The sequence below is a fragment of the Leisingera sp. genome (assembly GCF_982940295.1).
Map to the genome: position 1 here is coordinate 1 of NZ_CEYXRG010000023.1, position 18,243 is coordinate 18,243.

17 protein-coding genes and 1 tRNA gene are annotated in these 18,243 nt (G+C 64.0%); 14 read left to right on the plus strand and 4 right to left on the minus strand.

Annotated features, from left to right (window positions below; genetic code table 11):
- Positions 1-207 precede the first annotated feature (207 nt).
- The 3 genes from AC4HIX_RS17625 (at position 208) to AC4HIX_RS17635 (ending at position 3,689) form a co-directional block, all read left to right on the plus strand.
- The gene (locus tag AC4HIX_RS17625; RefSeq protein ID WP_490399931.1) at positions 208-996 is read left to right on the plus strand and encodes a DeoR/GlpR family DNA-binding transcription regulator; all 789 of its coding nucleotides are present in this window, start codon (positions 208-210) and stop codon (positions 994-996) included.
- A gap of 137 nt (positions 997-1,133) precedes the next feature.
- On the plus strand, positions 1,134-2,810 hold the full coding sequence (locus AC4HIX_RS17630) for a Na/Pi cotransporter family protein (protein ID WP_490399932.1): 1,677 nt from the start codon (positions 1,134-1,136) through the stop codon (positions 2,808-2,810).
- A 39-nt stretch (positions 2,811-2,849) separates the two neighbouring features.
- The gene (locus AC4HIX_RS17635; protein WP_490399933.1) at positions 2,850-3,689 is read left to right on the plus strand and encodes an EamA family transporter; all 840 of its coding nucleotides are present in this window, start codon (positions 2,850-2,852) and stop codon (positions 3,687-3,689) included.
- Positions 3,690-3,739: 50 nt separating this feature from the next.
- Here the strand turns inward: AC4HIX_RS17635 and AC4HIX_RS17640 are convergent, their stop codons facing one another.
- From AC4HIX_RS17640 to AC4HIX_RS17650, 3 genes are all read right to left on the minus strand, one after another.
- Complete coding sequence (locus tag AC4HIX_RS17640) at positions 3,740-6,697, minus strand: PAS domain S-box protein (RefSeq protein WP_490399934.1); 2,958 nt, start codon at positions 6,695-6,697, stop codon at positions 3,740-3,742.
- 277 nt (positions 6,698-6,974) lie between these two features.
- Positions 6,975-9,323, minus strand: coding sequence for a methyl-accepting chemotaxis protein (locus AC4HIX_RS17645; RefSeq protein ID WP_490399935.1), 2,349 nt, complete (start codon positions 9,321-9,323; stop codon positions 6,975-6,977).
- 471 nt (positions 9,324-9,794) lie between these two features.
- A tRNA-Thr gene (locus AC4HIX_RS17650) sits at positions 9,795-9,869 on the minus strand.
- A gap of 85 nt (positions 9,870-9,954) precedes the next feature.
- On the opposite strand from AC4HIX_RS17650, the gene AC4HIX_RS17655 reads away from it, so the two are divergent.
- The 5 genes from AC4HIX_RS17655 (at position 9,955) to hisD (ending at position 13,798) form a co-directional block, all read left to right on the plus strand.
- The gene (locus AC4HIX_RS17655; protein ID WP_008556790.1) at positions 9,955-10,110 is read left to right on the plus strand and encodes a hypothetical protein; all 156 of its coding nucleotides are present in this window, start codon (positions 9,955-9,957) and stop codon (positions 10,108-10,110) included.
- A 6-nt stretch (positions 10,111-10,116) separates the two neighbouring features.
- The gene (gene murA / locus AC4HIX_RS17660) at positions 10,117-11,385 is read left to right on the plus strand and encodes a UDP-N-acetylglucosamine 1-carboxyvinyltransferase (protein ID WP_490399936.1); all 1,269 of its coding nucleotides are present in this window, start codon (positions 10,117-10,119) and stop codon (positions 11,383-11,385) included.
- Positions 11,385-11,861 (plus strand): DUF2948 family protein, encoded by a 477-nt coding sequence (locus AC4HIX_RS17665; protein ID WP_490399937.1) that lies wholly within the window; start codon positions 11,385-11,387, stop codon positions 11,859-11,861. Before murA ends, AC4HIX_RS17665 begins: the two co-directional genes overlap by 1 nt.
- A 92-nt stretch (positions 11,862-11,953) precedes the next feature.
- Entirely contained in the window at positions 11,954-12,376 is a 423-nt protein-coding gene (locus tag AC4HIX_RS17670; RefSeq protein WP_490399938.1) for a GNAT family N-acetyltransferase, read from the plus strand.
- Between the two features lie 120 nt (positions 12,377-12,496).
- Complete coding sequence (hisD, locus tag AC4HIX_RS17675; RefSeq protein ID WP_490399939.1) at positions 12,497-13,798, plus strand: histidinol dehydrogenase; 1,302 nt, start codon at positions 12,497-12,499, stop codon at positions 13,796-13,798.
- Positions 13,799-14,043: 245 nt separating this feature from the next.
- On the opposite strand, the gene AC4HIX_RS17680 is transcribed toward hisD, so the two are convergent.
- Positions 14,044-14,802, minus strand: a complete 759-nt coding sequence (locus AC4HIX_RS17680; RefSeq protein WP_490399940.1) for an SDR family oxidoreductase — start codon at positions 14,800-14,802, stop codon at positions 14,044-14,046.
- Positions 14,803-14,961: 159 nt separating this feature from the next.
- Here AC4HIX_RS17680 and AC4HIX_RS17685 point away from each other — a divergent pair, with 159 nt between their 5' ends.
- The 6 genes from AC4HIX_RS17685 (at position 14,962) to infA (ending at position 18,225) form a co-directional block, all read left to right on the plus strand.
- Positions 14,962-15,441, plus strand: a complete 480-nt coding sequence (locus tag AC4HIX_RS17685; RefSeq protein ID WP_475047824.1) for a UPF0262 family protein — start codon at positions 14,962-14,964, stop codon at positions 15,439-15,441.
- Positions 15,442-15,444: 3 nt separating this feature from the next.
- Complete coding sequence (locus AC4HIX_RS17690; protein WP_475047821.1) at positions 15,445-15,903, plus strand: arsenate-mycothiol transferase ArsC; 459 nt, start codon at positions 15,445-15,447, stop codon at positions 15,901-15,903.
- Complete coding sequence (locus tag AC4HIX_RS17695) at positions 15,900-16,298, plus strand: ketosteroid isomerase-related protein (RefSeq protein ID WP_490399941.1); 399 nt, start codon at positions 15,900-15,902, stop codon at positions 16,296-16,298. Before AC4HIX_RS17690 ends, AC4HIX_RS17695 begins: the two co-directional genes overlap by 4 nt.
- Entirely contained in the window at positions 16,295-16,882 is a 588-nt protein-coding gene (locus tag AC4HIX_RS17700) for a GNAT family N-acetyltransferase (RefSeq protein ID WP_490399942.1), read from the plus strand. The genes AC4HIX_RS17695 and AC4HIX_RS17700 overlap by 4 nt, the downstream gene beginning before the upstream one ends.
- A 162-nt stretch (positions 16,883-17,044) precedes the next feature.
- A complete protein-coding gene (locus AC4HIX_RS17705) occupies positions 17,045-17,923 on the plus strand; it encodes a carbon-nitrogen hydrolase family protein (RefSeq protein ID WP_490399943.1) in 879 nt (292 codons plus the stop codon).
- A gap of 83 nt (positions 17,924-18,006) precedes the next feature.
- Complete coding sequence (gene infA, locus AC4HIX_RS17710) at positions 18,007-18,225, plus strand: translation initiation factor IF-1 (protein WP_005620785.1); 219 nt, start codon at positions 18,007-18,009, stop codon at positions 18,223-18,225.
- Positions 18,226-18,243 lie beyond the last annotated feature (18 nt).

Sequence of the window (18,243 nt, forward strand, 5' to 3'; positions counted from 1 at the left end):
TGCCCAACGCTTTCGGGACGGCCTCAGGCAGGCCGGAAAGGGGCGGGAGTGTCTGACGGCTGGGCGGGCGGCAGGCTTGCTTAGGTGAAATCTCAGCGAAATGGCCAGAAAGTCCAAAAATTTGTGGGAAACTGTGGGTTCATGTTGTAATGCGGCGCCAAGCGATGCCTAATCGCATCAAGATCGCATTTGCAAACAGGTTCCCTCTTGCCGGACTCTCTTTCCCTTTCCCACCGCGAACTGGAGCTTGTCGACGCATTGCGCCGCCTGGGCGGTTCAGCCCGCAGTGCGGAACTTGCCAGAATGCTCGATGTCTCTGAGGAAACCGTGCGCCGCACCATAAAGGCGCTGGACAAGGCAGGTGCGGTGCAGCGTGTGCATGGCGGCGCCTTCCTGGCGGGGCCGCAAAGCGCCACAAGCTTCGCCCGGCGCATCTCCGAACACCAGAAGGAAAAGGCACAGATTGCAGCCCGGGTCGCCGCGCATGTCCGCGATGGCATGGCGCTGTTTCTGGATGTTGGGTCCACCACCGCCTTCGCCGCCGAGGAGCTGCGGCAGAAATCCAGCCTGACCGTTGTGACCAATTCCATCGGGGCGGCGCAGACGCTGGCAAACCACAATGGCAACCGGGTGCATTTTCTGGGCGGCGAACTGCAAAGCAATGAGCGCGGCACCTTTGGCTTTGTCACCGAACAGCAGGTGCGCCGCTTCGCGCTGGATCTGGCTATCCTGTCGGCGGACGGCTTCTCCGCAAAGCAGGGGATCCTTTACCACAGCGCAGCTGAGGCGCAGCTTGCGCGAGTCGTCGCGGAGTGCACCGAGCAGCTTGCCGTCGTCATCGCCCACCCCAAGTTCGACGAAACCGCGCCGCATTGCGGCCCGTCGCCGCGCCGGATCGACTTTCTGTTCACTGACCGGGCGCCGGGCAAGAAGCTGGCTGCTGCGCTGTCCGGCTGGGGGGTGAAGACCGAGATTGCGCCCGGAAAAAGCGGGTGAGCGAACTGGCTGCTGCGGAGGCCGTATCCCGAGGCTTTGCCTCTCCCCGGTTGCCCCTGCAGACCGGCTGTGCTGATACAGCGTCAATTATCATACGAACAACACCTCCTTGCCGGGAGGGGTAACCGGAGCCTGATATGGCGATACTGACCTTCCTTCTGAGCCTCGCGGGCGCCACGATGCTGCTGCTGTATGCGGTGCGTATGGTGCGGACGGGCATCGAGCGCAGCTATGGCGCCTCATTCCAGCGGCTGCTGACCGGGCGGCAGAGCCACCTGCAGGCGGGCCTGATGGGGCTGATCCTGGCAATTGTGCTGCAAAGCTCGGCGGCGGTGGCGCTGCTCACGTCCGGTTTTGCCGCCAGCGGCTATCTGGCTTTTCCGACCGGGCTCGCGATCGTGCTGGGCGGTGATCTGGGGTCGGCGCTGATCATTCAGATCCTGTCGTTCAAGCTCGACTGGCTGGTGCCGGTGCTGCTGGCTGTCGGCGGCTACCTGTTCGTCAAGACTGAGGCCAAGAAGGCCCGCCAGCTGGGGCGGATCCTGATGGGAGTGGCTTTCATCCTGATATCGCTCAGGTTTCTGCGTGAGGCGATGGATCCGATCCGCGACAGTGCCTTTCTGCCCGCCATCGCGGGCTACCTGGCACGCGATTATATCACCGCCTTCCTGGTCGGCGGCGCGCTGGCCTTTGTGATGCATTCCTCCGTCGCCGCGATCCTGATGTGCGTGACGCTGGTGCAGATCGGTGCCATCCCCTTTGCCGCGGGGCTGTCGCTGGTGCTGGGGGCGAATTTCGGCTCCGCCTTCATCCCGGTCTGGCTTAGCCGCGGTATGGATCTGAAGGCACGGCGCATTCCCTATGCCAACCTCGCCCTGCGCGGAACCTGGGCGGTGATCTGCCTGTTCGGCGCCAATCTGGCGCTGCGCCAGGGCTGGCTTGGCGATCCCCAGGGCGGCCAGATGCTGGTCAGCGCGCACCTTCTGTTCAACGCGGCACTGCTGCTGCTGGCGCTGCCGGCCTGCACGCCGCTTGGCGGCGTCTTTACCCGGCTGTTCCCGGACCCGGCGGCGCCTCAAACGCAGCCGCCGGGCCGGCCGGTCAGCGCGCTGGAGCAGGGCAGCTACGGCTCGCCGGCGCAAGCCGTGGCCAACCTTACGCGTGAACTTTTGCGGATGTCCGACCAGGTCAACGCCATGTTCCGCCCGGTGCTGGAGCTGTATCAGGCAGGCACCAAGGAGCAGATCCGCGCGGTGCAGCAGATGGACGTTGAGGTCAACGCCTGCCTGTCAGGCATCCGCCAGTATGTGGCCGCGGTCCCGGAGGAGGCGTTCAGCGAGGAGCAGCTGAAGACGGCCCGAAGCCTGATGGAATACGCCATCCGCCTGGAGACCGCCGGCGACGTGGTGGCCCGCCGCCTGACGGTGCTGGCCGGCGAGATGCGAAAAAAGGATCTGCGGTTTTCCCGCGATGGCTGGCTGGAGATCACCCGTATGCATGAGGCGATCCTGGCCAATATGCAGCTGGCCTCCAACGTGCTGATTTCCGATGATCTGGAAAGCGCGCGGCTGTTGAGCCTGGAAAAGACCGAGCTGAAACGGATGGAGCGCGACAGCCGTAAACGCCACCTGCGGCGGTTGCAGAACGGCGCCCGCGACAGCTTTGACACGTCGGACATCCACTTGGAGACGTTAAGAGCGTTACGCGAATTCAACAGCCACATCGCGGCGGTGGCCTATCCCGTGCTCTACCGCAACGGCCAGTTGCTGGAGACCCGGCTGATTGAGGAAATGAGGCCGGAAGAAGCCGACTAAGGCATAATCCGGCCCCTGATTTAAAGACCTGTATTCAACATGACTCCCGTAATCATTGCGATCATCTTGTCGGCGGCGCTGCTGCACGCGGTTTGGAACGCCATCGTGAAAACCGCCGCCGACCGCACCACCACGCTGGGGCTGGTTGCCTTTGGCCATGTCATCCCCGCGTCCGTGATGATCGCGGTGTTGCCGTTGCCGTCGGCAGAAAGCTTTGTCTACATCCTGCTCTCCACGGCCGTGCATTTCGGGTACTACTACATGCTGGGGCGGGCCTATCAGCATGGCGACCTCAGCGTTGTCTACCCGATCGCCCGCGGGATCGTCCCGGCGCTGGTGGGGATCTGGGCGATGATCTTTGCCGGGGAGGTGCTGCCGCTGCAGGCCTGGATCGGGATTGGTGTGATTGCCTTGGGCATCCAGCTCAGCAGCTGGAAAGCGCTGCGCTCCGGCGTGGGGCGTGCCGCGCTGGGATTTGCCGCGGGGACCGGTTTTTGCATTTCCGTCTATTCTCTGGTCGACGGCATAGGGGTGCGCCTCTCTGGCAACACGCTCAGCTATTGGGCCTGGGGGGCGTTCCTGCATATCTTCATCGCGGGCTTTGTCGCCGTGCGCAAGCGCAACACCCTGGCGGGTCTGCCGGTACGGACCTGGGCCTTGGGCTTCGCAGGCGGGCTGGTGTCGATGACAGCCTACGGTCTGGTGCTATATGCTAAAAACTTCGCCCCGCTGGGAGCGGTATCCGCGCTGCGGGAAACCTCGGTGATCTTTGCGGCACTCATCGGCTTTGTCTTTCTAAAGGAGGGCAATTGGATCCGGCGCCTGGGAGCAGCGGTGCTGATGGCCGCAGGCGTTTCGCTGATCGGAACAGCCGTCTAGCGCCGGCGCCTCGCGGCCGCGCATTGCCTGCGAGGGCTGCCTTGCGGGCGTCAGGCGCTGGCGCGGGGCCGTTGCTGAGCATCTTTCGCTTCGGCCAAAGCGGCGGCGAGAGTATGCAGCAGCACCGCCTTTTTCACCGGCTTGGCCAGAAAGTGATCCATGCCGGCGTCCAGGCAGGCCTGCCGGTCGCTGGAGAAGGCATTGGCCGTGAGGGCCACAATGATCGGCTGCGGAATGGGCAGGCTGCGGATTTCCCGCGTGGCGGCGATGCCATCGAGTTCCGGCATCGACATGTCCATCAGGATGATGTCGGGCTGCAGTTCCTTGCACATCTCAACCGCGGCGCGGCCGTTCCCGGCCTCTGCCAGTTCAGCCGGCTGCCCGCGCAGGAATTTGCGGATCAGCAGCCTGTTGGTCTGATTGTCCTCGGCCAGCAGAACCCGGCAAGGAGCAAGCTGCGGCGGTGCGTCCGGCAGCGGCGCCGCCGCCGGGCTCAGCGCTTGGCGGGCCGGCGCCATTTGCAGCTCCAGCCGGAAGCAGGAGCCTTTGCCCAGCTTCGATTGCACCGATATGCCGCCGCCCATCCGCTTGGCCAGCATGCTGGAAATCGTCAGCCCCAGCCCGGTGCCGCCAAAGACCTTGGTGGTCGCGGCATCGGCCTGGGTGAAACGGTCAAAGATGTGGCTGGCCTGGGTGCCGGAGATCCCGATGCCGCTGTCCTCAACCTCAACCACAAGGCGGCAGGGATCGCCGTCCGCATGAAAGACCCGCACCGCGATCTTGCCGTCCGATGTGAATTTCACCGCATTGCCAATCAGATTGACCAGGATCTGGCGCAACCGCCCGTCATCCCCGTGCAGCCATTCCGGCAGGCCATCCGCATAGCTGACCCGCATCGACAGGCCTTTTTCCAGCGCTTTCGGGCGGAACAGGTCGGCGGCGCCATTGACGCAGTCCCGAAGATTGAAATCCTCATTGGTAATTGCGAATTTCCCGGCTTCCAGCCGCGACAGGTCGAGGATGTCGTTGATGATTTTCAGCAGCGCCTGCGCCGAGCTGCGGATTGTCTCCACGTTCTGCTCATCGTCGGCCGTCAGGTCGGCCTCCGCCAAAAGGTCTGCCATGCCGATGATCCCATTCATTGGGGTGCGGATTTCGTGGCTCATGTTGGCCAGAAACTCCGACTTGGCCCGGTCCGCGTGCTCGGCTGCCAGCTTGGCTTCGGCCAGTTCCCGTTCGCGCTGCTTGCTGCGGGTGATGTCCCGCTCAATGCCGATGATCAGGTCAACCTCGCCATCGGCTCCGGTCACGGGCACGATGTTGGTGTCGAACCAAACCTCCTCGCCGTCCTTGGTGTAGTTGAGAATCTCGTTGTGGTACCGAACCCCGCGCTCCTTGTGGCGGTTCATTTCCCGGATCACTTCTATGTCGGTTTTGGGCCCGTCCAGCAGATCGGAGGGTGTCCGGCCAATCGCTTCGGCAGCAGTGTAACCGGTGGCCCGCGAAAAGGCGTCATTAACCCAAAGGATGTTTCGGCTGGCATCTGTCAGGATGATACTGTCGGAGGCGTGTTTGGCGACCAGCGACAGCCGGTGCAGTTCCGCCTGCTGTTTCTGCAGCTCGGCATGGGCGTCTTCCAGCGCCCGCTTGCCTTCTTTCAGCTCGGTATTCCGTTCGGACAGGGCCTGGTTGGCATGAATCAGCTCCTCGCGCAGGCGCACGTCTTCGGACACATTCCAGTTGACGCCGATCATCCAGTCGCGGCCCTGCGCATCTGTGAACGGGCTGGCCAACGCGCGTATATGCTTGACTGTGCCATCATCCAGCACGATGCGGAACTCTGACGCAAAGTTCGTCTTGGCGTGCTCGGACGCCTCCAGGGATCTGACAACCCGGTCCCTGTCCTGCGGGTGCAGCCTGGCGTTCCAGGCGCTGCCCGCCAGCGGCCCGTCTTCCCGGGGAACACCGTACAGTTCATGCATCCGGCTGTCCCAGCTGACACGCTTGTTTTCGGCATCGCATTCCCAGATGCCAACCCGGGAGGTCTTGACCGCAATCTCCAGCCGCCGCGAGACCGCTTCCAGCTCTGCTTCCCGGCGCCGCAATTGGCCGATCACAGTTTGCCGCGCGGCAGACAGCCTGCCGGCCAGGAAAGTCGGAAACACAATCAGGGTCCCGGCCGCCAGCAGCACCAGCCGCAATTGCCACAGATTGCCCGGCCGGCTTTGCCAGCCGCCCTCAGGCCGGGCTGTCAGCTGCCAGGAGCCGTTCGGCAGGTTGATTTCCATCACGACCGGATCGCCGGCAAGAACATCTGCAGAGCCAAAGAACTGCTGGCCGCCTGCGCCGGTGCCGTCCTTGCCGGCAAGGGCAATTTCCAGCCCCGTGTCCCCGCCGGTAACGCCGGTTTCAGCATAGAGTTTCCCGGTTTCAACCACGGCGGACAGGATTCCCCAGAACTGCTGCTGGTCTTCCGGGCCTGTGAAGATGGGCAGCCGGTAGATAAAGCCGGTGCCGCCTTGCACCAGGTTCACCGGCCCGGCCAGCACCATCTGGCCGCTGTCGCGCACCCGGTGCGCCGCCGCCCGCTGGGCAGCGTTTTTGGTGTAATCCAGCCCGATCGCCGATTCGTTGCCCTCAAGCGGGTGCATCAGCGAGACCACGAGCCCCGGGGCGCCGCCGATATGCCGGATCGCGGTCTGTCCCATCAGAACCTGCTCTGCAATCTGGCTGAACCGCGCTTGCGGCATGTCCGGCTCTGTTGCCAGCATGGCGGCGAGCCCGCGCAGCCGCTGATAGTCGCCGTTCAGCTGGCCTTCCAGGCGGGACTTGATCAGCCCGGCCTGCTGCTGGATCCGGGCGCGCTCGGACTGATGATGGATCGTATCGTTCTGACGCTCGGCAAAATACCCGGCGGCGCAAACAACCGCCAAGGCCAGCAGGGCAGGAAGATAGGTTCGGTTGCTGAGCACGCGCAGCCAGCCTGGGGACGTCTTTTTCAGGGCCATCTAGCCACCTTTTGCATTTGCGCGAATCTCCTCTGACAGCCGCCAGGGCTCTGCTCGTCAGGTGTCCGGTTCTGCTTCAACATCTCCTTAAAGTCTGAAAATCAGGTTTGCACAACACCGGCTCTTGCAGCGGCGAAGCTGCGCCGGCCTTGACTGGCGCGGGCCGGTCGTGTTGCGGCACAGCGCGCAGCCAGGCCGTAACAGCCTGGCTTCGCGCCCCGATGCGTGTCCGCAGCAGATGACCCTTTCCGGTTTTGCGGGCACGCAGCCCGCGGCTTCAGAAATCCTGCCATTTCGCCAAGGCTTCAGATCCATCTGCGGCTGGCGCTGAAGCCAGGCTGTCCGGCAGATCGTCCCAGCCGGACCCATGCGCCGAGGGCAGGGCCGGTTCGGCAGGCTGGCGCGGCGGCGGCATCTCAAGCCCGACATCGAATCTGGCCACCAGCCCCGCCAGCTTGGAGGCGTCGCCGTTGAGCAGCTGACCAGCCGCGGTCATCTCCTCCACCATAGCGGCATTCTGCTGGGTCACCTGATCCAGCTGCATCACGCCGGTGTTGATCTCGCCGATACCGGTAGATTGCTCTGCAGCACCTTCTGCAATGCCGGACACCAGCCCTGAAATATGGGTAACCTGCGAAACGATGCTGTTCAGCGCCTCACCGGCTTTGCCGACCAGGTCGACGCCCTTGGCCACCTGTTCCCCGGAGTTGGAAATCAGCGCCTTGATCTCCATCGCCGCATCAGAGGAGCGCTGCGCCAGCGCCCGCACTTCGGAGGCGACAACCGCGAATCCGCGCCCGGCTTCGCCCGCCCGCGCGGCCTCGACCCCGGCGTTCAGCGCCAGCAGGTTGGTCTGGAAGGCGATGTCGTCGATCACGGTGATAATCTGCGAGATATGGGCCGAGGACTGCTCAATCTCGGTCATTGCGGCCACCGCGTTCTGAACCACCTCGCCGCTGGTTTCGGCCTCGTCCCGGGCGTTGTTCATCGCGGTTTCCACCCCGCGGGCGCCGTCGGCAGCCGCCTTGACGCTGGCGGTCATCTGGTCCAGCGCCGCCGCGGTCTGTTCAAGCGTGGCCGCCTGGCTTTCGGTGCGCTGCGACAGGTCGTCTGATGCCTGGCTGATCTCATGCGTGCCGCTGCGGATGCTGGTGGTGGCTTCGACCACTTCACGCACCGTTGCATTCAGCGTGTCGACCGTCTGGTTGAAGTCGGATCGCAGGCCTTGATAGGCTTCGGGGAAAGGCTGTGTGATCGTGCTTGAGAAGTCACCGGCCGCCAGATGCTTCAGGCCGCTGCGCAGCTCGCTGACCACATGGTCCTGCTGGCGCTGCAACTCGGCCCGTTCCTCCTCGGCGGTCTGGGCATTCTGAAGATCGGTTTTGAACCCTTCCAGGATGCCTGCGATGTTGCCGAATTCGTCGCCGGTTCCGTTGCCCGCAACCGGATGGCCGTAATCCTTGGCCGCAATATGCTCGACGCTGTCGGACAGCGCTGACACCTTGCGGGCGATGCTGCGGGCGGCCACCCAGGACAGCAGCGCCACCGCAAGCGCAACGCCAACCGCCTGCAGCATGGCAGCATTGACCAGGCTCTTCTGCGCGGCCAGCGCCTCGGCGCTGTCGACTTCCAGCACGATGCCCCAGGTCCGGTCGTCCAGTCCGACGCGCCCGGCCATCGCCTCAACCGGCTGACCCGACAGGCCCGGGGTGCCGGAGAACGTGCTTTCCTCGCCGCTGATCGCGGCATCGATCTGCTGCAGTTGCGGCAGCTGCGACAGGATCCGGTGGCCGCCCTCACGGCTCGATGCGGTCAGAGCAACGCCATCACCGCGTACCAGATAGGCCTGGCCCGTCTCCCCCAGCAGCGCGGAGTGTGACAGGATCCCGGCGATCTCCCCCACGGGCACGCGCAGGACCAACGCCCCCATGAGCGCGCCTTTTTTGAAGACCGGCGAGGAAATGAACATGGCCGCGGCCCCGCCGCCCGCTTCATAGGCGGCCATCTGCGACAGGAACACATCGCCCTGCTCCAGCTCCAGCGCGGTCCGGAATGCCTGGCCCAGCCCGCTGTCCTTATACGGTCCGTCCAGATAATTCAGCGCGAAATCGTCGTTCTTCTGGACCGAGTAGACCATGTTGCCCTGCACATCCAAAAGGTAGGCATCCAGGAAACCCTGTTCTTCCAGAAAAGTGACAAAGCCGGCGTGGTTCATCTTGTGGCGGATGGACCAGGCTGATTTGTCCTTGGCGTCCAGCAGTTTGTAGCGCTCGCCGACAGGGTTGGGGTTGCCGTCGGCGTAGGTGGCACGCAGGTGTCCGGCGGGATCATCGCCCAGCGAGTAAAAGCCATTAGAGAAATCGCGCAGCGCCGTTTCGACGGCCTTGCTGGCAACCAGGGTCCGGGTCTGCGAGCGCAGATCCGCCACCCAGGATTCGAGCGCTTCCTTCCGTTCCTCCAGCAGCGTCGCATAAGCGGCTTCGCGGTTGGCCTTCAGCGCCTGCCCGGCCTCCCAGGCAAAAAAGAAGCCTGAGGCGAGGGTCAGCAGGATGGTCGGAGCGGCGATGGACAGCGGCAGCTTGCGGCCCAGCCGCATATTGCCCCAGAATTTGGACAGTCGGGTCATTTGAGCGTGGTTCCCATCAACATTTCGGTCTGCCCGGCCGCCTAGGTGCGGCGGCGGGCTGTGCCAGCCGGGTGGCGCTTGATGGAAGAACACTCAGGGGGATTCATTTCCGCAGCGTTAACTTCTGCTTCAATGCCCCCGATTTGCGGCGGCTGGCGGGTGATAAGCCGCAAAAGTACCGATTCATTGTTATATGCGGCCTGCGCGAATGCGGCGAATCGCCGGTGCTGAGCCAATTACCGCCGTCAGGCGTTCCGGCGCCTGCGAATCTGTTGGAGCGTGCGCACCGTTCCGCTGACGGGACAGTTCCGGCCGGAAAGCGAGCGGCAGGCCGCCAATGCCGACAGCAGCGCGAAAACCTCTTATTCTTTGCAGATATTGCCTGCCTGCAGCGGCAGTTAGCCTTGCAAAGCTGCATCAACGGCGCGACGCAGTTAGCCAAGCCTCTGAAAACAGTGATGTTTTGGAAGATGGTGCTGCTGGAGAGAATTGAACTCTCGACCTCTCCCTTACCAAGGGAGTGCTCTACCTCTGAGCTACAGCAGCGCCGGTGAGGGGGCTTTTAGGCATAAACGCGGAGGGGCGCAAGAGCATTCTGGACGGTTTTTTCGCACTAAGTTACAGAAGTTCTATGGCAGAGAAGAAAACACCGAAAAACGACGGATCTGCGGCCTCCCGCGAAGACCGGCTGAAGGCTGCGCTCAAGGCTAACATGGCCCGGCGCAAGGCGCAGGCCAAGGCGCGGGCGGACAAGCAGGACCAGGATACGGGCAAAAGCGGAGAGTAAGAGCAGATGGATTCGATTCTGGTTACGGGCAATGGCCCGCTGCACGGGCAGATCCCGATCGCCGGCGCCAAGAACGCCTGCCTGACGCTGATGCCGGCGACGCTCCTGAGCGAAGAGCCGCTGACGCTCACCAATGCGCCTCGGCTCAGCGACATCAAGACGATGACGCTGCTGCTGCAGTCGCTGGGTGCCGAGGTCTCCAGCCTGCAGGATGGCCAGGTGCTGGCGATGTCCAGCCATGACCTCACCAGCCACGTTGCCGACTATGACATCGTGCGCAAGATGCGCGCCTCCAACCTGGTGCTGGGTCCGATGCTGGCCCGCCTGGGCCAGGCGGTGGTGTCGCTGCCGGGCGGCTGCGCCATCGGCGCGCGGCCGATGGATCTGCACATCCATGGTCTTGAGGCGCTGGGTGCCGAGATTGAGCTGAAAGACGGCTATCTGCACGCCAAGGCGCCCAAGGGCCTGAAAGGTGCCGTGGTGGAGCTGAGCTTCGCTTCGGTCGGGGCGACCGAGAACATCATGATGGCGGCAACGCTCGCCAAGGGCACCACCGTCATCAAGAACGCCGCGCGCGAGCCTGAGATTGTCGACCTGGCGGACTGCCTGCGCAAGATGGGCGCCCAGATCGAGGGCGACGGCAGCCCGGACATTACTATCCAGGGCGTTGACCGTTTGCATGGCGCGACTCACCAGGTGGTCACCGACCGGATCGAGCTTGGCACCTATATGCTGGCCCCGGCCATCTGCGGCGGCGAAGTGGAACTGCTGGGCGGGCGCCGCAGCCTGCTGGAAAGCTTCTGCGGCAAGCTGGAAGCGGCGGGCATTGAGATTGCCGAAAACGAAAACAGCCTGACCGTCAGCCGCAAGAACGGCCGTGTGCGGGCTGTGGATGTGGTGACCGAACCCTTCCCGGGCTTCCCGACCGACCTGCAGGCGCAGATGATGGCGCTGATGTGCACCGCCGAAGGCACCTCGGTGCTGGAAGAGAAGATCTTTGAAAACCGCTTCATGCACGCGCCGGAGCTGGTGCGGATGGGCGCGCAGATCGAGGTGCACGGCGGCCATGCCACGGTGACCGGTGTCGAAAAGCTGAAAGGCGCGCCCGTCATGGCCACCGACCTGCGCGCCTCGGTCTCGCTGATTCTCGCCGGCATGGCGGCGGAAGGTGAAACCAAAGTGAGCCGGGTCTACCACCTGGACCGCGGCTACGAGCATGTGGTGCGCAAGCTGTCCGGTGTCGGCGCCAGAATCGAGCGGATCAAGGAGCAGTAATGGCTGATGCTAGTTTCGAAGATGGCCGCGAGGTTCCGCTGAACCTGGGCGCACTGGAGGAGGAGGACCTCAAGGTCATCTCCTCCCTGGTCCAGGATGCGGTCTTTCCGGCAACCGAAATGAGCTGGCGCGCATCCGAGCGCCGCTTTGCCTTGCTGCTGAACCGTTTCCGCTGGGAAGACCGCGACGCTGCCGAGCGCCGCGGCCGTGATTACGAGCGGGTGCGGTCGCTGCTGGTGGTGGACAATGTGCTGCGTGTGGCCTCGCAAGGGGTGGACCGCAGGGATAAGGATCTTGTGCTGTCCCTGCTGGCCGTCGATTTCGAACCCGGTGAGGACGGCACCGGCCATGTGCTGCTGACCCTGGCGGGCGATGGTGCCATCCGCCTGTCGGTCGAAGCGCTGGAGGTGTCCTTGCGCGATGTGACCCGCCCGTACCGCGCTCCGTCGGGCAAAGCGCCGGATCATGGCGCCTGATCTTGCAGAACAAGCGCGGTATCTCTCAGGTCTTTGCCCGCTCATCCGGCCGCCTGGAGATCCGTCCCGCGTCTGTTTTTGACGTATTTGCCATGAGCCGGGTTCTCACGGATTCGATCCGCGATCTGTGCCACGCCGATCACTGCGGCGATCCGCAGCGGATTGCCGCCTGGACCGCCGGTAAGTCGCCCGGGCAAATCCGGGCCTGGTTCGGAGACGCCGGGCGCTACTGGCTGGCCGAGCGCAGCGGCCGGGCCGAGGCTGTGGGCGGGCTGCATCCGGATGGCACGGTGACATTGCTCTATGCGGCCCCCAGCGCTTCAGGGCAGGGCACAGGCACCGCAATGCTGACGCATCTAGAGACGGAGCTGCGCAGCGCTGGCCATGGCGAGGGGCGTTTGAACGCAACCCGCACCGCGCTGGGCTTCTACCGGAAACATGGCTGGCGGCAGGAAGAGGCTCCAGCGGCCTGCTGCGGTTTTCCTTGCATCCCGATGCGCAAGCCGCTGGTCTGACGGGGGCGGCACAGGCCGGCTGAAATCACACCGCTGCTGTTGCGTCCAATTGCTCCGCTTGCCGCATAAATCTTGAGGCTGTCTCCCCATGCGGTTATGCGGAGGCCAAAGGAGATCCCGATGCCGCAGTTTCTGAACACCGCCGATTCCGATTTCGAGCAATCCTTCACGGCGCTCTTGGGTGCCAAACGAGAGGACAGCCCGGACGTGGACGCCATCGTGGCCGGGATCATTGCTGACGTCCGCGCCCGCGGCGACGCGGCGCTGGTGGAGCTGACTGCCAAATTCGACCGGCTGGAGCTGACGCCTGCGCAGCTGCGCATCACCGATGCGGAGGTGGATGCGGCCATCGCCGATGTTTCCGCCGAAGAACGCGCCGCACTGGAGCTGGCAGCGGAACGGATCCGCGCCTACCACGCCCGCCAGATGCCGGAGGATGCGCATTGGACGGATGAGACCGGCGCAACGCTGGGCTGGCGCTGGTCGGCGGTCTCGGCGGCAGGGCTTTATGTGCCGGGCGGCCTGGCCTCCTACCCGTCCTCGGTGCTGATGAATGCCATACCCGCCAAGGTCGCAGGGGTAGGGCGGCTGGCGGTCACCGTGCCAACGCCGGACGGCCAGATCAACCCGCTGGTGCTGCTGGCCGCCAGGATCGCTGGCGTGGATGAAATCTACCGGGTCGGAGGCGCGCAGGCGGTGGCGGCACTGGCCTATGGCACCGAAACCATCGCGCCGGTGGACAAGATCACCGGCCCCGGAAACGCCTTTGTCGCCGCAGCCAAGCGGCGGGTGTTCGGCAAGGTCGGCATCGACATGATTGCGGGCCCGTCCGAAATCCTGGTGATTGCGGACAAGGACAATAACCCGGACTGGATCGCGCTGGACCTGATGAGCCAGGCCGAACACGACGAAAGCGCCCAGTCGATCCTGATCACTGACGACGAGGGCTTTGGCCGCGCGGTGGCTGAGGCGGTGGACAAACGCCTGGAAACGCTGGAGCGCCGCGCCATTGCTGGCGCCTCCTGGCGCGATTTCGGCGCCGTGATCACCGTGCGCGATCTGGATGAGGCCGCGGCTCTGTCCAACCGCATCGCGCCGGAACACCTTGAGCTGTGTGTCGCCGATCCGGCGGCGCTCAGCGAACAGACAGTTCACGCGGGTGCCATTTTCCTGGGGCAGTACACGCCCGAAGCCATCGGCGACTATGTCGGAGGCCCGAACCACGTGCTGCCGACCGCGCGCTCGGCCCGGTTCTCCTCCGGCCTGTCGGTGATGGACTTCCTCAAGCGCACGACGCTCAGCCAGATGACCCCGGATGCGCTGCGCGCCATTGGCCCGGCGGCGGAGGTGCTGGCGGAAAGCGAAAGCCTGGAGGCGCACGGGCTGTCCGTCACGGCGCGGCTGGATGCGCTGAACAAGTAAGCGGCGGAGGGGCTCCGCCCCTCTGCGCGCGGGGCGCGCATTCACCCCGGGATATTTTCAGCCAGATGAAAGGGGATCCGCGCCCCGGCCCGCCGGGGCGCTTCACCTGGCGCGGTCATCGGCGTCCCCGCCTGTACCGCGGGACGAGGGTTGCCAGGTTTGGTTAAGGATCCGTTGCTTCATCTGGCCCCAAATATCCCCGCCGGAGGCCGCAAGTCATTTTTCCCGGAAAAATGACGCAGCACTCAATAGTGTGCGGTATAGCCGCCATCCACCGCCAGCACCTGCCCGGTGATGTAGGACGCGGCCGGGGAGGCGAGGAACAGGATGGCCGGTGCCAGCTCCTCAGGCTCGCCCCAGCGGCCGAGGGAGGTAGCAGCTTTTAGCTTTTCCGCAATCGCCGGATCTGCGGCGGCGGCCATGTTGGGGGCGGTCTTGAAGAACCCCGGGGCGATTGCATTCACGGTGATGCCCTTGGCGCCAAGCTCTGCCGCCAGCGCCCTGGTCATGCCGTTGATACCTGCCTTGGCAGTGGTATAGGCGGCGTCGCCCGCCTGCGCGATAAGGCCCGCAATTGAGGAGATATTGATAATGCGGCCATTGCCCTTGGCCGCCATTTGCGCCGCCGCCAGCTGGCTCAGGCGGAAGGGGGAGACCAGATCGACCTCCCACAGCGCCTGCAGATCGGCGCGGGAAAATTCCGGCAGGCTGCGGCGGTCGCGCTGGCCAACGTTGTTGACCAGAATGTCCAGCCCGCCTGCTGCCGCGATCTCCTCCATCGCCGCAACGCAAGCCTCTTCATTTGCCACATCCAGAACCATAGAACGGGCGGTTCCCGGCATCCGGGCCACTGCCGCCGCCACCCGCGCTTCGCTGCGGCCGTTGATCCAGACTTCGGCCCCGGCCTCAGCCAGCAGCCGGGCGGCGGCGAACCCCAGCCCGTCCGTGGATCCGGTCACCAGCGCGCGCTGTCCTGCGAGGGAAAACTGTTCCAGCCCTGTCATCATCCTGCCTCCTGCCGGGGACAGGCTGGGCAGGAGGGCGTTGTCTGTCAAGCGCTGCCGCAAACCGCCTGTGCCGTGACGCCTGCTGCTGCATTGCCCCAGCCGCGCCGGTGCGATACTCATGGCCGGACGCCTTAGCGCATATAGAGACAAAGACCCATGAGCCGCATCAGCCACATTGAACTGGACGACCGCAACCTGCCGCCTCCGACACCTGAGATCGAGCAGGAGCGCAAGGTGGCGATCTATGACCTGATCGAAGATAACAGCTTTACCCTGCCGTCCCGCGAGGACCGCGATCTGCCGGACGGCCCCTACCACCTGGGGCTGGCGATCCGCGACAAGCGGCTGGTCTTCGACATCAACACCGAAGCCGGCGAGAAGGCCGCGGAGTTTCACCTGTCGCTGTCGCCGTTCCGGCAGGTGGTGAAGGATTATTACCAGATCTGCGAGAGCTATTTCACCGCCGTGAAGACCATGCCGCCAAGCCAGATTGAGACCATCGACATGGCCCGGCGCGGCATCCACAACGAGGGCAGCCGGGTGCTGCAGGAGCGGCTGGAAGGCAAAGCCGAGGTCGACACCGACACCGCCCGCCGCCTGTTCACCCTGATCTGCGTCCTGCATTTCGGAGGCTGACGGGTGGAGGAGCTGCCGCAGTCCGTTCTGTTCTGTTGCGACCACAATTCGGTCCGCTCTCCGATGGCGGAGGGCATCATGAAGAAATTCTATGGCACCGGCACCTATGTGCAGTCCGCCGGTGTCAAGAACGACATGGAAATCGACGGCTTCTCGATCGCGGTCTGCCAGGAAATCGACGTCGAGCTGTCGCGCCACCGCTCGCGTTCCTTTGACGAGATGGAGCGTTGGGGGGATGATCTGTCGTCGTTCGATCTGGTTGTGGCGCTGTCGCCAGCCAGCCAGCGCCGGGCGCTCGAACTCACCCGTTTTTTTCACCTTGATGTCGAATATTGGCCGATTATGGACCCAACCGGGCTCGGCGAGACGCGCGCTGCCAAGCTAGACGTGTACCGGCAAACACGGGACCAAATCATCCAGCACCTGAAAAACCGCTGGGGCGAACCGACGGAGAGAACATGACCGACACCATCGCGCGCTACTTTGCAGCCTTCAACGCCGGCGACACGGACACCATGCTGGACTGCCTGGACGACCAGATTGCCCACCACGTGAACGAGGGAAAAATCCGCGTGGGCAAGGAGAAATTCGCGGAATTCTGCGCCCACATGAGCCGCTGCTACAAGGAAGAGCTGACCGATATGGTGATCTTTTCCAGCGAGGACGGCTCCCGCGCCGCGGCGGAGTTCATTGTGAACGGCACTTACCTGGCCACCGATGAGGGCCTGCCCGAAGCCAAGGGGCAGACCTACCGCCTGCCGGGCGGGTCGTTCTTTGAGCTGAAGGACGGCAAGATTTCCCGCGTCACCACCTATTACAACCTGGCGGACTGGATCGCTCAGGTGTCTGCCGGATGACGATCCGGGTCGAAGCGATGACCGGCGCGGCGCTGGAGGCCGCGCTGGACGATGTGGCGCGCCTGCGGATCAAGGTGTTCCGCGCCTGGCCGTATCTCTATGACGGTGATCTGGGGTATGAGCGGGAGTACCTGCAAAGCTACCGCGACAGCGAGCGGGCTGTGGTGGTTGGCGCTTTTGACGGTGATGTGCTGGTCGGTGCCTCCACCGGTGCGCCGCTGGCCGATCACGCGGATGATTTCGCGGCGGCCTTTGACGGCACCGGCATTGATCTGCAAGACGTCTTCTACTGTGCCGAATCCGTGCTGCTGCCGGAATACCGCGGCCACGGCGTGGGTCACGGCTTCTTTGATGCGCGCGAAACGCATGCCCGCAAGCACGGCTTCAGCAAATGCGCGTTCTGCGGCGTGCAGCGTCCGGCGGACCATCCGCTACGGCCTGCGGATTATGCCCCGCTCGATCCGTTCTGGCGCAAACGCGGTTACCAGCCGCTGGAGGGTGCCGTCGCGCATTTTTCCTGGAAAGACGTGGATCAGGCGGAAGAGACAAAGAAGCCTCTGCAGTTCTGGGTCCGGGACCTGTAGTAATGCCAGAACGGTTTGGCCGAAGCGCTTTCTGCCAAGCCGCTGCACGAGGGGTGTACAGGTGGTGCACAGGGGGTGCACAGATGCCACCCCCCGTTTCCGGCGGCCGCGGATTGCAACCGGAGGTATCTGTGAGCCGCATCTAAACAAGGGGAATACAGGATGAAAATCGCCACCGCCGCCTATCCGCTCGACTGGCTCGACAGCTGGGCGCAGTATGAAGACAAGCTGGCCGCCTGGGTGGCAGAAGCTGCCGGCAACGGGGCAGAGCTGCTGGTGTTCCCGGAATACGGCGCGATGGAGCTGTCCACCCTGGACGGGGCGGCAGTGGCCGGGGATCTGGCGCAGTCGATCCATTCGGTTTCCGAAAAAATGGAGGATGCGGCGGCGCTTCACCTGAGGCTGGCCGCTGAATACGGGGTGCATATTCTGGGAGCATCCGCACCAGTGAACAGCGGGCTGGACCGGCCGGTGAACCGGGCGGAGCTCTACACGCCCGGCGGCGGCCGCGATCACCAGGATAAGCAGATCATGACCCGGTTCGAGCGCGACCCCTGGGGCATCACCGGGGGCGGGCCGCTCAAGATCTTCGAGACCAGCTTGGGCAGAATCGGTGTGCTGATCTGCTATGACAGCGAGTTCCCGCTGCTGGGCCGCTCCCTGGCGGAGGCGGATGTGATTCTCGTCCCCTCCTGCACCGAGGCGCTGGCCGGCTACTGGCGGGTGCGCATCGGCGCGATGTCGCGGGCACTGGAGAACCAGTGCGTCACGGCCATGGCCTCCATTGTGGGCAACAATGCATGGTCCGAAGCGGTGGACACGAACACCGGCATGGGCGGCATTTTCGGCCCGCCGGACAAGGGCTTCCCCGGAACCGGTGTGCTGGCCGAAGGTGTGCTGAACCAGCCGGGCTGGACCTATGGGGAGGCTGATCTGGACACAATTGCCCATGTGCGCGCCGATGGCGGGGTGCTGAACCGCCTTCATTGGGAGGAGCAAATGCCGCGGGTGAAATCGGTCACAAAAGCCGTGTTATCCTGATTGAGGCCTTGAAATATTGGGAAAATGCCCCCATTTAAGCGCACGTCCCGCAGTTTGCGGGTAAACCCAATGATGGAGACAACATGGCCAAGGAAGATACGCTCGAATTTCCCGGTGTCGTGAAGGAACTCCTGCCTAACGCGACGTTTCGGGTCGAGCTGGAAAACGGCCATGAAATCATCGCTCATACGGCAGGCAAGATGCGCAAGAACCGCATCCGTGTTCTGGCTGGCGACAGGGTCCAGGTGGAAATGACACCTTACGACCTCACCAAGGGCCGGATCAACTACCGCTTTAAGTAAGCTGTTGATCTGCCAAGA

Bases quoted from the DNA above. Each gene is read 5' to 3' on its own strand.
- AC4HIX_RS17700 (WP_490399942.1), top strand. From the start codon at position 16,295: ATGACGATCCGGGTCGAAGCGATGACCGGCGCGGCGCTGGAGGCCGCG.
- AC4HIX_RS17670 (WP_490399938.1), top strand. From the start codon at position 11,954: ATGAGCCGGGTTCTCACGGATTCGATCCGCGATCTGTGCCACGCCGAT.
- AC4HIX_RS17685 (WP_475047824.1), top strand. From the start codon at position 14,962: ATGAGCCGCATCAGCCACATTGAACTGGACGACCGCAACCTGCCGCCT.
- AC4HIX_RS17655 (WP_008556790.1), top strand. From the start codon at position 9,955: ATGGCAGAGAAGAAAACACCGAAAAACGACGGATCTGCGGCCTCCCGC.
- AC4HIX_RS17680 (WP_490399940.1), bottom strand. From the start codon at position 14,802: ATGACAGGGCTGGAACAGTTTTCCCTCGCAGGACAGCGCGCGCTGGTG.
- AC4HIX_RS17630 (WP_490399932.1), top strand. From the start codon at position 1,134: ATGGCGATACTGACCTTCCTTCTGAGCCTCGCGGGCGCCACGATGCTG.
- AC4HIX_RS17695 (WP_490399941.1), top strand. From the start codon at position 15,900: ATGACCGACACCATCGCGCGCTACTTTGCAGCCTTCAACGCCGGCGAC.
- AC4HIX_RS17635 (WP_490399933.1), top strand. From the start codon at position 2,850: ATGACTCCCGTAATCATTGCGATCATCTTGTCGGCGGCGCTGCTGCAC.
- AC4HIX_RS17665 (WP_490399937.1), top strand. From the start codon at position 11,385: ATGGCTGATGCTAGTTTCGAAGATGGCCGCGAGGTTCCGCTGAACCTG.
- infA (WP_005620785.1), top strand. From the start codon at position 18,007: ATGGCCAAGGAAGATACGCTCGAATTTCCCGGTGTCGTGAAGGAACTC.
- AC4HIX_RS17645 (WP_490399935.1), bottom strand. From the start codon at position 9,323: ATGACCCGACTGTCCAAATTCTGGGGCAATATGCGGCTGGGCCGCAAG.
- AC4HIX_RS17640 (WP_490399934.1), bottom strand. From the start codon at position 6,697: ATGGCCCTGAAAAAGACGTCCCCAGGCTGGCTGCGCGTGCTCAGCAAC.
- murA (WP_490399936.1), top strand. From the start codon at position 10,117: ATGGATTCGATTCTGGTTACGGGCAATGGCCCGCTGCACGGGCAGATC.
- hisD (WP_490399939.1), top strand. From the start codon at position 12,497: ATGCCGCAGTTTCTGAACACCGCCGATTCCGATTTCGAGCAATCCTTC.
- AC4HIX_RS17705 (WP_490399943.1), top strand. From the start codon at position 17,045: ATGAAAATCGCCACCGCCGCCTATCCGCTCGACTGGCTCGACAGCTGG.